This is a genomic window from Ruegeria sp. C9 (assembly GCF_056537585.1).
This window is the reverse complement of sequence record NZ_JBQFRU010000001.1, coordinates 526,666-541,827: the sequence shown is the minus strand read 5'-3', so window position 1 is coordinate 541,827 and position 15,162 is coordinate 526,666. Positions and strand designations below refer to the sequence as shown.

General features: G+C 57.3%; 16 protein-coding genes. 13 read left to right on the top strand and 3 right to left on the bottom strand.

The features are described from left to right. Positions 1-36 precede the first annotated feature (36 nt). The 11 genes from thiD to ACR0NE_RS02450 are packed head-to-tail and all read left to right on the top strand — an operon-like array spanning position 37 to position 8,105. Complete coding sequence (gene thiD / locus ACR0NE_RS02500) at positions 37-825, top strand: bifunctional hydroxymethylpyrimidine kinase/phosphomethylpyrimidine kinase (RefSeq protein WP_170596304.1); 789 nt, start codon at positions 37-39, stop codon at positions 823-825. Next, positions 822-1,850, top strand: a complete 1,029-nt coding sequence (locus ACR0NE_RS02495; RefSeq protein WP_170596306.1) for an FAD-dependent oxidoreductase — start codon at positions 822-824, stop codon at positions 1,848-1,850. Before thiD ends, ACR0NE_RS02495 begins: the two co-directional genes overlap by 4 nt. Then, on the top strand, positions 1,847-2,044 hold the full coding sequence (thiS, locus tag ACR0NE_RS02490) for a sulfur carrier protein ThiS (RefSeq protein ID WP_170596308.1): 198 nt from the start codon (positions 1,847-1,849) through the stop codon (positions 2,042-2,044). Before ACR0NE_RS02495 ends, thiS begins: the two co-directional genes overlap by 4 nt. A gap of 1 nt (position 2,045) precedes the next feature. Then, positions 2,046-2,816, top strand: coding sequence for a thiazole synthase (locus ACR0NE_RS02485; protein WP_170596310.1), 771 nt, complete (start codon positions 2,046-2,048; stop codon positions 2,814-2,816). Then, entirely contained in the window at positions 2,813-3,409 is a 597-nt protein-coding gene (locus ACR0NE_RS02480; RefSeq protein WP_170596312.1) for a thiamine phosphate synthase, read from the top strand. The genes ACR0NE_RS02485 and ACR0NE_RS02480 overlap by 4 nt, the downstream gene beginning before the upstream one ends. Next, positions 3,406-4,374: a HesA/MoeB/ThiF family protein gene (locus tag ACR0NE_RS02475; RefSeq protein WP_170596314.1), complete on the top strand. Its 969-nt coding sequence runs from the start codon at positions 3,406-3,408 to the stop codon at positions 4,372-4,374. Before ACR0NE_RS02480 ends, ACR0NE_RS02475 begins: the two co-directional genes overlap by 4 nt. A 42-nt stretch (positions 4,375-4,416) precedes the next feature. Next, positions 4,417-5,325, top strand: coding sequence for an ABC transporter substrate-binding protein (locus tag ACR0NE_RS02470; protein ID WP_480459563.1), 909 nt, complete (start codon positions 4,417-4,419; stop codon positions 5,323-5,325). Then, the gene (gene tenA, locus ACR0NE_RS02465; protein ID WP_170423092.1) at positions 5,322-5,993 is read left to right on the top strand and encodes a thiaminase II; all 672 of its coding nucleotides are present in this window, start codon (positions 5,322-5,324) and stop codon (positions 5,991-5,993) included. The genes ACR0NE_RS02470 and tenA overlap by 4 nt, the downstream gene beginning before the upstream one ends. Continuing rightward, positions 5,990-6,715 carry an ABC transporter ATP-binding protein gene (locus ACR0NE_RS02460; RefSeq protein ID WP_170596318.1) on the top strand — a complete coding sequence of 242 codons (726 nt, stop codon included), beginning with the start codon at positions 5,990-5,992 and terminating at the stop codon, positions 6,713-6,715. Before tenA ends, ACR0NE_RS02460 begins: the two co-directional genes overlap by 4 nt. Continuing rightward, a complete protein-coding gene (locus ACR0NE_RS02455; RefSeq protein ID WP_170596320.1) occupies positions 6,712-7,365 on the top strand; it encodes a TenA family protein in 654 nt (217 codons plus the stop codon). Before ACR0NE_RS02460 ends, ACR0NE_RS02455 begins: the two co-directional genes overlap by 4 nt. Next, positions 7,362-8,105: an ABC transporter permease gene (locus ACR0NE_RS02450; protein ID WP_170407462.1), complete on the top strand. Its 744-nt coding sequence runs from the start codon at positions 7,362-7,364 to the stop codon at positions 8,103-8,105. Before ACR0NE_RS02455 ends, ACR0NE_RS02450 begins: the two co-directional genes overlap by 4 nt. A gap of 258 nt (positions 8,106-8,363) precedes the next feature. On the opposite strand, the gene ACR0NE_RS02445 is transcribed toward ACR0NE_RS02450, so the two are convergent. The 3 genes from ACR0NE_RS02445 to ACR0NE_RS02435 all read right to left on the bottom strand — a co-directional run bounded on the left by ACR0NE_RS02445 (position 8,364) and on the right by ACR0NE_RS02435 (position 11,882). Beyond that, positions 8,364-9,293 (bottom strand): glycosyltransferase, encoded by a 930-nt coding sequence (locus ACR0NE_RS02445; protein WP_170596322.1) that lies wholly within the window; start codon positions 9,291-9,293, stop codon positions 8,364-8,366. Beyond that, positions 9,283-11,031, bottom strand: coding sequence for an ABC transporter ATP-binding protein (locus ACR0NE_RS02440; protein ID WP_480436466.1), 1,749 nt, complete (start codon positions 11,029-11,031; stop codon positions 9,283-9,285). Before ACR0NE_RS02440 ends, ACR0NE_RS02445 begins: the two co-directional genes overlap by 11 nt. A 137-nt stretch (positions 11,032-11,168) precedes the next feature. After that, positions 11,169-11,882 (bottom strand): DnaA N-terminal domain-containing protein, encoded by a 714-nt coding sequence (locus ACR0NE_RS02435; RefSeq protein ID WP_480780084.1) that lies wholly within the window; start codon positions 11,880-11,882, stop codon positions 11,169-11,171. Positions 11,883-12,322: 440 nt separating this feature from the next. Here ACR0NE_RS02435 and ACR0NE_RS02430 point away from each other — a divergent pair, with 440 nt between their 5' ends. Both ACR0NE_RS02430 and ACR0NE_RS02425 read left to right on the top strand, forming a co-directional pair. Further along, positions 12,323-13,630: an AAA family ATPase gene (locus ACR0NE_RS02430; protein WP_170423104.1), complete on the top strand. Its 1,308-nt coding sequence runs from the start codon at positions 12,323-12,325 to the stop codon at positions 13,628-13,630. Continuing rightward, positions 13,627-14,733: a ParB N-terminal domain-containing protein gene (locus ACR0NE_RS02425; RefSeq protein ID WP_170596324.1), complete on the top strand. Its 1,107-nt coding sequence runs from the start codon at positions 13,627-13,629 to the stop codon at positions 14,731-14,733. Before ACR0NE_RS02430 ends, ACR0NE_RS02425 begins: the two co-directional genes overlap by 4 nt. Positions 14,734-15,162 lie beyond the last annotated feature (429 nt).

The following is a 15,162-nucleotide window of genomic DNA, read 5'->3' as shown; positions in this document are numbered from 1 at the left end:
CACGCACATCCTGACCATGACAACGAAGGATGTGCCATGGTTGCGACTGCATTGACGATTGCCGGTTCCGACAGCGGAGGCGGCGCGGGCATTCAGGCGGATCTCAAATCATTCGGCGCAATGGGCGTGTTCGGTTGCAGCGTAGTCACCGCGATAACCGCGCAGAATACCTGTGACGTGACCGCAGTACATCCGGTACCCGACAATGTGGTCGCGGCTCAGATCAAGGCGGTCCTGGACGACATCCGCATAGACGCCATCAAGATCGGAATGCTGGGCACGCCATCAATGGTCGAAACAGTGGCCCGTGCATTGGGAGGTTTTTCCGGACCTGTCGTCCTCGACCCCGTCATGGTGGCGAAATCCGGGGTCGCCCTGCTTGAGGATCAAGCGATTGCCGCGCTTAAGCAGTATCTTCTGCCGCACGCTGACCTGCTGACACCAAACCTGCCCGAGGCGGACAAGCTGCTGGGACAAACCCATAAAGGCGAAAGTGCCGGACTGGTTGCGCCGTTGCTGGCGCTAGGTCCTAAGGCAGTTCTGATCAAGGGCGGCCATGCCGATGGCATTGAGTGCCTTGATGTGCTGGCAAAGTCAGGGTTGGTTGTCACGCTGGGGGCACCGCGGATCGCGACCCGCAACACGCATGGTACTGGCTGCAGTTATTCCGCAGCAATTGCGGGCTGCCTTGCGCGGGGCATGGATCTTGAGACTGCGGTGCGGCGGGCGCATGGCTGGCTGCACGCTGCAATAAAACGTGCCGACGGGTTGGAGATTGGACAAGGCCACGGCCCGGTGCATCATTTTCACGAGATGTGGGCATGAGCGCTGTCACCATACTGGGTGCAGGGGTTGCCGGGCTTTGCGTTGCAGCCGAGCTGGTGTCACGCGGTGTTTCCGTACGGATGATCGACCCGGCAGGTCCCGTGAATACGCATTCCTGCAGCTGGTGGGCCGGGGGCATGTTGGCACCGGAATGCGAGGGCGCTGTCGCCGAACAGCCCGTTGTGGAACACGGGCGCAAAGCAGCGGATTGGTGGCAAAAGCAAGGGGCGCAGTTCGGCCAGGATGTGATCCGGAACGGTACCATGGTTGTCGCTTTGGGTCGGGATCAGAGCGAGCTGGTGACATTTGCACGGCGCACCGAAGGTGTGGAATGGCTGGACCGTGAGGGCATCGCCCTCCATGAGCCACATCTGGCCGAGCAATTCGGCAAGGCGTTGTTCATCGCGAGTGAAGCGCATCTCAATCCCCGCCCGATGTTGACCGGGTTGCATGCGCAGCTGGTGGCCTCGGGCGTTGAGTTTCTGACCACAAGCGAAACGCTGGGTCAGGTCATCGACTGCCGTGGTCTGGCCGCGCAGGATCGGCTGAGCGATTTGCGCGGGGTAAAGGGTGAGATGCTCATCGTGCGCTGCCCGGACCTGTCGCTATCGCGTCCCGTGCGGCTGCTGCATCCTCGTTTCCCGCTCTACATCGTACCGCGCGGCGATGGCGTATTCATGTTGGGCGCAACCCAGATCGAAAGTGGGCAGCGCACCCGCGCAAACCTGCGATCCGTGATGGAACTAATGAATGCGGCCTATGCGCTGCACCCGGCATTTGGTGAGGCCGAGCTGCTGGAAATTGGCGTCGATGCCCGCCCGGCCTTCGCGGACAATCAGCCGCGCATCCGCCATTTCGAAGATCGCATCATGGTGAACGGGCTGTTCCGGCATGGCTATCTGCTTGCTCCGGCGTTGGCGGGGATGGTGGCAGATCTGGTGACCTGCGGCACGCAGCCCGCGCTTTGGTACGAGAACTGCCAAAACACGAAAATCGCACACAAAACACTGGGGAGAACCACATGAAACTGATGGTGAATGGTGAGGCCGTCGAGGCCAAGGGCCCCAGCCTTGCCGATCTTCTGATCGAACTAGGCAAAGGCAATGACAAACTGGCCACGGCGGTGAACGAGGTGTTCGTTCCGGCATCAACACGTGCGGCGCAAATGCTTTCCGATGGGGACCGGATCGAGCTGGTTTCGCCGCGGCAGGGGGGCTGACATGCCGGAATTCTACGGCAAGGAAATAGCGTCGCGCCTGATGTTGGGCACCGCGCAGTATCCGTCGCCCGCAGTGCTCGCCGATGCGTTTCGACGTTCGGGCGCAGGCATTGCCACGGTGTCGCTGCGTCGCGAGGCGGGTGGTGAAAGGGCCGGGCAGGATTTCTGGTCTCTGATCCGTGATTTGGGTGTCGCGGTGTTGCCCAATACCGCCGGGTGCCACTCGGTACGCGAAGCGGTCACCACGGCGCAGATGGCGCGCGAACTGTTTGAGACCAACTGGATCAAGCTTGAAGTGATCGGCCATGCCGATACACTGCAGCCCGACCCGTTCGGCCTTGTGGAGGCGGCGCGCATCCTTGCCGACGAAGGGTTCGACGTCTTCCCCTATTGCACTGAAGACTTGGTGCTGTGTGAGAAACTGATCGAGGCTGGCTGTCGTGTGTTGATGCCTTGGGGGGCGCCGATCGGCACCGGACTGGGGCTGAACAACCTTTACGGCCTGCGCTCGGTACGGGCTCATTTTCCCGAGATGCCTCTTGTGGTTGATGCAGGGTTGGGCCTGCCATCACAGGCGGCACATGCCATCGAAATCGGCTATGACGCGGTGTTACTGAACACGGCGGTCGCTAAGGCAGGTGATCCGGCGGCGATGGCCGAAGCGTTTGCCCGCGCGGTCGAAGCGGGGGCCTTGGCCTTCGGTGCCGATGCGATGGAACCACGCGACATGGCCTCGCCTTCTACCCCTGTTTTCGGAAAGGCCATGCTGTGACGCTGCCTTCGTTCTACCCGATATTCGATGACATCTCATGGCTGCGCCGAATGCTGCCATTCGGGGTGCGGTTGGTGCAGCTGCGCATCAAGGAACATCCCCTGGATGCGGTGCGCGCGCAGTTGGCGGAGGCGCGGGATTTGTGCCGCGACCACGGCGCGCTGTTGGTGGTCAATGACTATTGGGAACTGGCGATTGAGCTTGGCTGCGACTGGGTGCATCTGGGGCAGGAAGATCTGGACACCGCTGATGTTGACGCGATCCGGGCCGCCGGGTTGAAACTTGGCGTCTCAACCCATGACGAAGCAGAGCTTAAGCGTGCGCTGGTTTTGCAGCCGGACTATGTGGCGCTTGGGCCGGTGTATCCGACCATCCTCAAGAAGATGAAGTGGCACCAGCAGGGTGTCGAAAAGCTGACCGACTGGAAGGCGCGGATCGGACCTATTCCGCTTGTGGCGATAGGTGGCATGTCGGTCGAGCGCGCGCCGGGTGCTTTCGCCGCCGGGGCCGACATCGTGTCCGCCGTGACCGACATCACCTTGAAGGACGACCCAGAGGCCCGTGTACGCGAATGGCTAAGGATCTGCCCATGAGCCGCTATGCCCGCCAGATTGCTGTACCTAGCTTTGGCGCGTCGGGGCAGGAAAGCCTGCGCACCGCGCATGTGCTGGTGATCGGCGCAGGAGGGCTTGCCGCACCGGTACTGCAATATCTGGCTGGGGCCGGTGTGGCCCGCATCCGCTTGGTTGATGCTGATAAGATAAGCCTGTCGAACCTGCACCGCCAAACGCTGTTCCGCGAACGCGACATTGGGCAGCCCAAAGTGCAGGTGGCAGCGCGTGAAATGATGGCGCTGAATGATGAGGTGCGGATCGAACCGGTCGAAACCCGCTTTGATCCGGCCAATGCCCAGCAACTTTGTCAGGACGTCGATCTGGTGCTGGATTGCGCCGACAGTTTTGCCGCCAGCTATGTGGCCTCGGATGTTTGCCTTGCTGCCGATTTGCCGCTGATCAGCGCCAGCGTGGTGGGCTCGGAGGGCTATGTCGGGGGCTTCTGCCACAAGGCTCCGGGTCTGCGCGCGCTGTTCCCGGATCTGCCTGCAAGGCTGGTTTCCTGTGACGCCGATGGCGTGCTTGGCCCGACGGTGGGTATGATCGGCAGTCTGCAAGCGCAGATCGCGGTTGCGGTGCTGAGCGGGGACCTTACGCCAATGGGGCGTCTGGTGACCTATGAGGCCACCAGCATGCGCTTTGGCGGTTTTCGCTTTGACGGCGCACCGGATCCTGCACCAGAGCCGGACTTCATAGCGCGCGAAATGCTTCGGGCCGACGATCTGGTAATCGACCTACGCGCCGCAGATGAAACTGGCCCGGAGCTGGCCGGGGCTCGGCGCCTCAGTGTCGATGAAATCGATCCGCGTGACCCCCTTTTGCAAAACAACAGACGCCTCATCCTTGCCTGCCGTTCCGGTCTTCGGGCCTGGCAGGCGGCGATGCGGATTTCCACGAAAAACGGGCCCGAAATCAAACTTCTGGCCCTAGGTGACAACAACTGAAACGAGGAAACCGAATTGAAACATTTTCTGACCGTAGCGGCGATGCTGATGGCTACACCGGCGCTGGCACAAGACAAGATGACTCTGCTGCTGGATTGGTTCGTAAACCCTGATCACGGTCCGATCATCGTAGCGCAGCAAAAAGGTTATTTCGCAGACCAGAATCTTGAGGTCGAGATTGTGCCGCCTGCTGATCCCTCGGCCCCACCGAAACTGGTGGCCGCCGGGCAGGGTGACATCGCCGTGAGCTATCAACCAAACCAGCACCTCCAGGTAGCCGAAGGTCTGCCGCTGATGCGCGTAGGTACACTTGTGGCAACGCCACTCAGCTGTCTTCTGACACTAAAGGACGGCCCGATCCAAGAGATCAGCCAGCTAAAGGGCGGCAAGATCGGGTTCTCGGTTGCCGGAGTGGAAGAAGCGGTGCTGAGTGCCATGTTGGGTAAGCACGGCGTCGCGCTGGACGAGATCGAGATGATCAACGTCAACTTCTCGCTCAGCCCCTCGGTCATGTCCGGGCAGGTCGATGCGGTGATCGGTGCCTATCGCAATTTTGAGCTGAACCAGATGGAAATCGAAGGCGTCGAAGGCCGATGCTTCTATGTCGAAGAAGAAGGCGTGCCGACATATGACGAGCTGATCTATGTCGCCAACCCCGAGCTGATGGACAAAGACAAGGTGCGCCGCTTCCTGCGCGCCACCGAGCTGGCCACGCAATACATCGTCAACAACCCGGATGAAAGCTGGGAGGCTTTCAAAAGCTACGCGGAAGAGCTGGACGACGAGCTGAATGCAAAGGCCTGGGTCGACACCCTACCCCGCTTTGCCTTGCGTCCTGAGGCGCTGGACGAAGGCCGCTATATCCGCTTCGAGGAATTTCTGGCCAGAAGCGGCCTGGTCGAGGGCACCCGCCCAGTATCGAAAATCGCGGTCGATCTGGGGGCACAATGAACTACGGCACCTCATTTGAGGCGTGGCGAGCGGCGGCCGGGGAAACCTGGCCTGCCTATACCCGCCACGCATTCGTGCGGGGCATGGGTGATGGAACCCTCCCGCGCGCAGCGTTTCTGCACTATCTCAAGCAGGATTATGTCTTTCTGATCCATTTCGCCCGCGCTTGGGCGCTGGTGGTGACCAAGGCCGAGACCGTCGCGGATATGCGCCTCGCCGCGGGGACTGTGAATGCACTGATCAATGACGAGCTTGCCCTGCATATCGGCATCTGTGCCAAGGCTGGGATTTCCGAGGAAGAACTTATTGCAACGCAAGAGCGTCAGGCTAATCTTGCCTATACACGCTATGTGCTGGATGCCGGGCATTCAGGGGATATGCTTGATCTGCTGGCCACACTGGCCCCCTGCGTCATGGGCTATGGTGAGATTGGGGCAGAGCTTTCGGCGACAAAGACCTCGGAAACCTATGCCGATTGGATCAACACTTATGGCGGGGAAGATTACCAACAGGTCTGCTGCGATGTTGGCGCGCTGATCGATGGCGTGGTAGCGCGGCGCATCGGGGATGACCCGCAAAACTGCCCACGTTGGGCAAATCTTTGCGACCGCTTCCACAAGGCGACCGAGCTTGAGGTCGGCTTTTGGGGCATGGCATCGCAGCCATGAGCCCGGCCCCTGCCCTATATCTGCGCGGATCACTGTCGATTGGCGACACATCCATCGCGCGCGGCATTGATCTGCGACTTGATGCAGGGCGGTGGACCTGTCTTCTGGGGGCCAGTGGTGTGGGCAAATCCACAGTGCTCAAGCTGCTGGCCGGACTGGGAGACCATGTTTCTTTGAACGGTGAAATCTGGGCCTCGGACGGTGGCGCGCTGACTGGGCGGGTGGCCCTAATGGCGCAGAGTGATTTGTTGCTGCCTTGGCTATCAGCGCTCGACAATGTGGCAATAGGGGCCCGATTGCGCGGCGAGAAATTCGATCGGGGCCGGGCCGAGCAGGTACTGGAGCAAGTTGGGCTAGGCACACATCTGGGCAAGAAACCGGACAAGCTCTCCGGTGGGCAAAGACAGCGCGTTGCCTTGGCCCGAACCCTGATGGAAGACCGCCCCATTGTGCTGCTGGACGAACCTTTTTCTGCCCTTGATGCCCTGACACGGGTGCAGATGCAGGACCTCACCGCACAGCTGCTGAAGGGACGTACGGTGCTGCTTATCACCCATGACCCGGCCGAAGCGGCGCGGCTGGGGCAGAACATCATGATCATGACGCGCGACGGGCTGCACCCGGTCGAAACTCCAATGGGCAGTATCCCGCGCCCTGTTGATGATCCGGGCGTGCTGCGCATCCAGGCCGCGCTGCTTCAACAACTCGGGACGGACAGATGAGCGCAAGCGAAACTCTCAGGGCGCTGAACCAGGACGACTGGACAGCGGCCACGACACATGACTTTACCAATGCGCTGGCAACCGGAATGCTCGATCACGACAAAATGGCTGGCTATTTACAGCAGGATTACCTTTTCGTGGAAGGCTTTGTGCGGCTGCTGGCCTCAGCAGTGGCGCATGCACCCAACCTCGCCGATGCTGTGCCGGGCGCGCGCTTTCTGGGCCAGATCTGCGGGCCAGAGAACACGTACTTCCTGCGTGCATTCAGCGCGCTGGATGTGCCGCAGGCAAGCGAAGCCGCACCCGAAACACTGGCGTTTCAAGCCCTGATGGACGAGGCTCGTGCATCAGGGCGTTATGAGCGGATGCTGGCGGTCTTGGTCGTCGCGGAATGGGTCTATCTGGATTGGGCTAGCCCGGTCGAAAACCGCGCCGATAATCTGCCGTTCTGGCTGGGTGAATGGATCACCCTGCACTCCGGCGACGGGTTCGAAAGTGTGGTGGCCTATCTGCGTGAGCAATTGGATGCGATCTGGCCGACCCTTTCGGACCAGGCGCAGGCCGAGGTTGCCGCCACCTTCGAAAAAGCCGTGGCCCTAGAGCGCGCCTTTTTCGATGCCGCATGGGCAGGATTCCCGGTTGCCCGATGACAGGTTGGCCTGCAGGAATCGCTGCAGCCGCAGTGGCAGTGTCGCTTTGGCAACTGGTGGTCTGGGCCACCGGCTTGCCGCGTTTTATCTTGCCCCCGCCAGCGTTGGTTTCCGAAACCATTTGGAACAGCCGCAACCTTCTGCTGGAACATGGACTGGTCACCGCGACCGAAGTGCTGATCGGGCTGGCCCTTGGCGCAGTGCTGGGCGGGCTGTCGGCCATCGGCCTTGCCGCCTCACCGCTAGCACGCGCGCTGGTGCGACCAATTTTGGTGTTTTCCCAGACCATCCCCGTCTTTGCCCTCGCACCGATTCTGACCCTGTGGCTTGGCTTCGGGCTCGAGGCCAAAATCGCCATGGCGCTGCTGATCATTTATTTCCCGGTTACTTCGTCTTTCTTTGATGCACTGATGCGCAGTAATCGCGACTGGCTGGATCTGGCTCGGGTCATGGGGGCGTCACCTGCCCGAGTAATGTGGCACATCCGTATTCCATCTGCTCTGCCCGGATTTGCCAGCGGCCTGCGTCTGGCTGCCGTCTATGCCCCGATCGGTGCCGTCATCGGTGAATGGGTCGGAGCGTCGCGTGGGCTGGGATATCTGATGTTGCTGGCCAATGGCCGTGCCAAAACCGACCTGATGTTCGCCGCGCTAATCGTGTTGGCGCTACTTACCATCATCCTGCACGCAACAGTCAATGCCCTGTGCAATCGGTACCTGGATCAGCGTGATCAGATATGAACAAAGTACTGAACATCAATATACACGAACGCGGAGATCGACTTTAATCGTGCCACCAGCTGTGATGAAAGAGCTCAAAGCTAGAGTACATTGATTTCCAGAGCGCCATGTTAAACAAAGCTAATTGGTCGAGCGGCGAACGCAGAGTGTGCCGCAGTCACTTGTCCAAGAGTCCTACCGTAAGGATCAACTTGAATTAAGCCGAACCAGAACGCGTAGAGTCATGGTCTGAAGGTGGTTTATCATTGCCAGTGGCCACTACTTCCGCTGGTCAGGCCTCCGCAGCCAGAGAAGCCGAATGGTTTCCGTAATCTTTGCAACGCGGATCACATAGTGAACGCCCCACACACCAAAAGCCTGTTTGGTTGACAGATTCTGATTCCTCAGAAGGTTTTTCAACGTCTTGAAGGAAGGGATCAATTTCTGCACAGGCGGGATGTAATTTACGATGCCGCGCTTGGCATTGCGGCGCAGCCTAGCCCCCTCAATACGACGGGCTTTGGTGATGTGATCCTCAAGACTGTCGCGCGCCGGATGACGGACGATGGCGTCTTCGGCAAACACAATCGCTTCGCCCGCAGATTGAGCACGATCATTCCATTCCATGTCCCCGCCGGACAACACCGTGTCGTTGAACCGACCGATGCGATCCATAAGCTCCCGCCGTACGATCAGATTGGCCGTAACCGCACGCCCCCGTTCCACCCATTTTTTTTGCTCTAACCCCAAATGAACATCATAGAGTTCGGTCGTCTTCCAATCCTGCCCGTTCGGGATCAGCACAACATTGCCGCCAAAGCGATTAACCTCGGGGTGGTCTTCGGCTATTTTCAACCCGGCCTCTAGATAGAGCGGGTCAGGCTGACAATCGGAGTCGGTGAAAAACAGCAGCTCCGAGGCGGCTTCTTCGATTCCTCGGTTGCGCGCTGCGTATGAGCCGGGTTTTGCCTCACTTAGAATGCGGGCGTTGGCGGGCAGGCGAAACCCGTTGGGCATGGGGTCGGTCGGGTCATTGTTGACTGCAAGTATCTCGAACTGGTTTGTGTTCAGTGTCTGAGAGGCGAGCCCATCCAGACAAAGCTGCAATTGGTCCCAGCTTTGATAGGTCGGGATGATCACTGACGCGCTCAGGGACGAACGCGCCGGTGTAATGTCAGGCCGTTGGATCACGTCGGGATCATTCGGCATTGACGGCGTTCGAGTACTGATGGTCATACAGGGTTTTGAATGGCCCCGGTTTCTTCAGCAACTGTTGGGCGCTGCCCTGCTCAAGAACTTCACCAGCCTCAATCACCACGATCTTGTCCGCATGCATGATGGTTGAAAGCCTGTGAGCCACGATGATTGTCGTACGCCCTTCGGTCAGGCGGCCCAAGGCTTCCTGAACCAGATGTTCCGACCGCGAGTCCAGCGCACTAGTTGGTTCGTCCAGCAGCAGGATCGGGCTGTCGCGCAGAAGCGCGCGCGCAATCGCAAGGCGCTGTTTTTGACCACCGGACAGGAAGGCACCATTTTCACCAACCAGAGTGTCAAAGCCTTTCTCAAGCGACATGATGAAGTCATAGGCATTCGCGGCCTTGGCAGCCTCGATCACGTCGTCTTGCGAGGCACCCTCACGGCCAAAACGGATGTTGTCGGCGATTGAGGCCGAAAACAGAAACGTCTCTTGCCCGACGAACGACATGTTCTGGCGCAGTGATTTGAACGAGGCGTACTTGATATCCTGACCATCGATCGATACCGAACCACTGCTCGGGTCATAAAGGCGCAGGGCCAAATTCAAAATGGTCGACTTGCCGCCGCCGGACAGACCAACCAGAGCGGTGGTCTTGCCAGCTTCGAACGTCAACGAAAGCCCTTTCAGGATCGGATCGCGACGACGGTAGCCGAAAGTGACGGCGTCGAACACCACCTCTCGCGGACCATCAGGCAGGCTTTTGGGATTGGCCTCTTCCGGCAGAGTTTCAGGCTCGTCCAACATATTGAACAACATCTGCACCCGGCGCAGACCCAGCTCCATCTTCACCCGCACCTTCGTCAGGCGCTTCGCGGGCTCATAGGCCATCATCACAGCGGTCACGAACGACATCAGTTCACCCGGAGTGGACGCTGCAGCGCCAAACAGCTTACCAGCGCTCAACCCGATGACCGAGGCAATTGCAAACCCGGCCAGGATATCCGTCAGCGGGCTCGTCGCAGCTTGCAAACGCGCAAGCTTGTTGCGGCGCTTCTCAACGCTTTTCACCGCCGAATTCATTTCGAGGGCCATGCGCTCTTCCAATCCGAAGGACTTGACCACACGTATACCAGCCGAGGTTTCTTGAATGACCTTCATGATCGCGCCCATCGATTGCAGCTCCATATCCGCAATCTCTCGCACTTTGCGAAGCAGCATGCGAACACCCAAGATCGCCAAAGGGCCGACGATAAGCGTAAACAAAGACAAGATCGGTTGCTGGTAGAACATCACGGCCAAAAGACCAATCAATGTAAGCATATCGCGCACCGCCGTGGTCACCATGATCTCGATCACCGTGCGCGCAGCCTGGGCGGTTTGTGTCACCTTCAACAACAGATCCGAGCTTTCGGTCAAATTGAAGAATGACACCCCTTGCCGCAAAAGTTTGTCGTAAAGCTTGATCTGCTGTTTCGAGACGATCCGGTTACCGGCACGGGTCAGAGCCACAATCTGGACGTAAGTCGCAATCCCTTTGACCAGGAAGATCGAGAATACAGCCATCGAAACGCCGAAAATCTTGGCTGAGTTTTCACTGTCAAACAGCGAATCCACCACATCACGCATGATAAAGGCGATACCTGCAGTGGTTGCCGCAACAAATACCATCGCGATGATCGCGATTGTATAAGGGACCGCTTGCTCGCGCATATTTTCGGAGAGCAGTCGCCACAGGACGGAATCACTCAATACGGCCGCAAATTTTGATTTGATCTTTTGCAATGCACATGTCCACTGTGATCAGGATCGAGCTATGTCACATCTGACGCGCTCATAAACAGTTTCCGCTAGATAGTCGCCTGTTGCCAGTTGAGCAAGCCCGCGCCCTATTCTGCCGCTTCAATGCGAATTGTTCGAACCGAAGGGTCTACACGTGAATAAGCGGCCAAAACCCTCCCCGACCATTTCTGTGCAATGTAATCCGCCATAAAACGCGTTGGTGCAATCAGAGTCGCCAGGCCCCCTGCCCTTTCGGCTTCGTTCAGATGCTTGAACCAACTGGACCAAAGTTCTGGGTCACGCTCATGTAGGATCGATTGAACCTGTGCCCAAACGTCTTCACCCTGCGGCGGCGGGATCGATGGCTTTGACTGAAATGGCACAACATTGGTATCGCGCTCTGGCTTCTGCTGCATTCGTTCCTGGAAATCCGTTCCGATCACGGGCCAGGCTTCCATTGTGTCCAGCATGATCTGCTTGAGGTCGAGTTCATAAACCGCAACCCGACCCCGAGCGGCGGGTCGTTTGACCGCAATCCAGCCTGCGCTGCGCAGCTTAGCCATCTCACGTTTAACTGTGCGTTCGTTCACGGACCACAACCGAGCGATCTCTTCCCGGCCAATCGACAGTTCATTGGAGCGCCAGTTATAGCGCGTGGTAATTAACGTCATGATGCGAAGAACACTGCGATGACGATGTTTGTCACCTGATAAGGCGTGAACGGCGAGCGCCGACAAGATATCGTACTTCAGTGCAGGCGCATTTCGCCCGACCGGTTTCGCAACCTGCATCCGTTTCCTCACCGCTCTTTTTTGCCTCATGCGGGTTGATCCCGCCGTAATCGCGCCGTTTCCCAACGCTTTTCGTGATTGTTCACTGATTAGCGTCCAATACTTCGATTCTGTCAAGAGTTCGTTGAGATCACGCTATTTGATAGGTGCTATTCGCTATCAAAAAATAAAAGAAATAGGTGAATTTATGGTGATGGGGGACATACTGGGTGTCCCCTTATGGAACAATAATGTCCCCCTATATGCCGTATTTACTTCAGTTGTGACCCCCTAAATCTGGTAGGATATCCGAAGTCAGGACGATTGCAGAGAGCAGCAGCGTTCCGAATCGGTCAGCATTACATACAGCCATATTTTCTTACCCGTGGGTAACATCACAACCTTACAATAATTTCTTTTGCCAAATATGCAAATCGAGCGTAAATAACAAAAGAGAGAAAAATAACGTCCAGAAGAATGAGAACTGAGGCATGTACACGCACGAAGACCTGAATGCATTGCGCACCCAGTCCCTGAAATTGCAGGGCTGGATTCGCCAGCAGACTTTCAGCCCTGAGATGGAGAAGACGCTAAGGCGGTTCTCAAGCTGGGAGGTGTCCGAGCTGATCTTTAAGGTGAACCAATCGACTTTCCGAGGAAAGCTGGCCGCCGATCCTTCATTGCCGGGAGGCGAGGTCGAGCCTGATGGGCGGCAGCGTTGGTTTAGTCTGGAAGAGGTAAATGAGCTCAGGCGGCGGCTTAAGGTCAATCGCAAGGCGCTCACTCCCCCACGCCCCGCAGGCAAGCGGGCGGTTCGGGCCGCTGTTGCCAATTTCAAAGGGGGGGCTGGCAAGTCGACCGTGGCGTTGCATCTTGCGCACGCCGCTGCTCTGGACGGCTACCGAGTATTAGTGGTGGATTTTGACCCTCAGGCGACGCTCAGCCATTCGATGGGTCTGACCGATGTCGCTGAAGATTTCACCGTCTGGGGTATCATGGCGCGGGATCTGATCCGTGAAACCGAGCGCATGAATAACCGCCCTGCGGCTGCGGAGTCAGGAACCGCCCTGCCCCGCCGAGAGTTACCACCTTCCATCACGGATATGGGCCTCGGCGAACTGCGCATTTCTGATTTTATCAAGCAGACCTCATGGTCAACGATTGATGCGATCCCTTCTTGCGCCAATGCTGCTTTCGTCGAATTCGCATCAGCACAATATCGGCACCTGAATCCTGAGTGGTCTTTTTTTGCAGCTGTGTCTCGCTATCTGGATCAAATACCGAATGATGCTTATGACCTGATCCTGTTCGATTGCCCGCCTGCGATAGGATACCAATCGATGAATGCGGTGTTCGCAGCAGACATGTTGTATATCCCGTCGGGGCCCGGATACTGGGAATACGATTCAACCACCTCATTCATTGGACAGTTGGCTGAAGCCCTCGAAGATCTGGCCTATGGTTTCGACAAGACCTTACCCACGGGTAAGATTGGTTTACCCAAGACATTCTGCGAAATTCGGTTTTTGCTTACGCGCTACGAACCGGGGAATGCACTGCACACAGCGATGTATGACGCATTCCGCAAAGTCTTTGGTGAGCACCTCGCCGAGCACCCGGTCGAGATGACGCGCGCGGTCGAGCAATCGGGTCGATTCCTGAGTTCAGTTTATGAGATGGATTACCGTGAGATGACGAGGGAAACCTGGCGTCGCGCGCGTTCGACATTTGATAATGTTTATGATGAATTCCGGGGCGTCATGCTATCGGCCTGGGACAAGCTGGAGGATGACGTATGAGCCGAAAACGCAGAATGTTCGATATCGACATGCCAGCGATGGAAGAAATCCCGGTTGGCAAGGTTCCGGATAAAGCGCTTGAGAAAAGGCGCGGACCAATGGCTACTGCAATCTCCGAGAACGCTAATGCGCTACGCGACCAGCAAACTACCGAAGATGCAATCAGAGTCGAAAATGACAGGTTAGCGCACGAGCTTGTGCGACTACGATCAGAAGGGTATGTTACTGAACAGATCGCATTGGCGGATGTTGTCACCGAGCGTCTGACGCGCGACCGCAAGCCTGGCCCTGATCCTGAGTTGGATGAGTTGAAGGCTTCTATTCAGGATGTGGGTCTTTCGAACCCGATCCGGGTCGAGCGTCGCAACGATGGACGCTTTGAGTTAATTCAAGGAATGCGCAGATTATCGGCATTTCGCGCATTACTTGAGGAAACTGGCGACGCGCGATTTGCGACGATTCCGGCCGGTGTTTCTGACGTTGCCGAGCTGGATGATAGCTATCGTCGCATGGTCGATGAAAACCTGATCCGAAAGGATATCTCGTTTGCGGAAATGGGCGCGCTTGCGCGTGCCTATGCGGAAGACCCCGCCAATGATTGTCCGGATGTCGACAAAGCGGTTTCAACCTTGTTCAAATCTGCAAGCTATACCAAGCGCAGCTATATTCGGGCGTTTGCGAGTTTGCTGGCCATGTTGGAAAAGGTTCTTATGCACCCAAACGACATTCCACGGAATGTGGGTGTTGAACTCAAACGAAAGCTCGACTCTGATCCTGGATTGATCCGACAAGTCAGTACGGCTTTGGTGAGTGAACCAAATCGCGACAGCGTGCGCGAAGTGGCCATTCTTCGCGATTTTCTCACAATCGAAAATGCGACCGCCGCCAAGCCAAAGGCTGAAGCCGTTGGTAAACCACGCCGCGCGAAGACAACGTTTCAGGTAAGGGGCAGGGCAGGGATTGCAAAATGTTCTGCATCCAGCGGAAGGATCGAACTTCGCTATGATCTCGACTTTACTCGTGTCGATAGGGCTAAATTAGAACGTGCTGTGGCCACTTTGATCGAGGATCTGCGAGAAGAAGACGATCTTACCCACGGGTAAGACGGGCTTAGCGAGATAGATCCGAAGCGCGGCGCTGGTTAATCTCAGCGCCGTTTTTTTGCACAAACAGACCAATCGTGTAATACGGTACCCTGGGGGACCATCTAAACGCTTAGCTTTTACCGCCCGGCCTCAAATTCTTGTTTTTTAGTTCGGGCAGGTACGTTCCGAGCAGAGTTAAGGACTACGAGTTCAGGCCATCAGTAGAAGGTTTCTTAACGTATTGATATGGAACTAGGGCGGATAATCTACAATTTATGTAGTTAGTCGCGGCTGAACAGCTACACAGTTTTCGCGGCAGGGCAGGGACGACGCCATCGCTTCAATCTTCGAGCGCTCCGGTACGACATTTCATCGGGAAGACCAACATAGCGTGCCGAAACATATTCGAACCGCGTGAGCAAATAACGGATTGGCCGTGAGTACTTA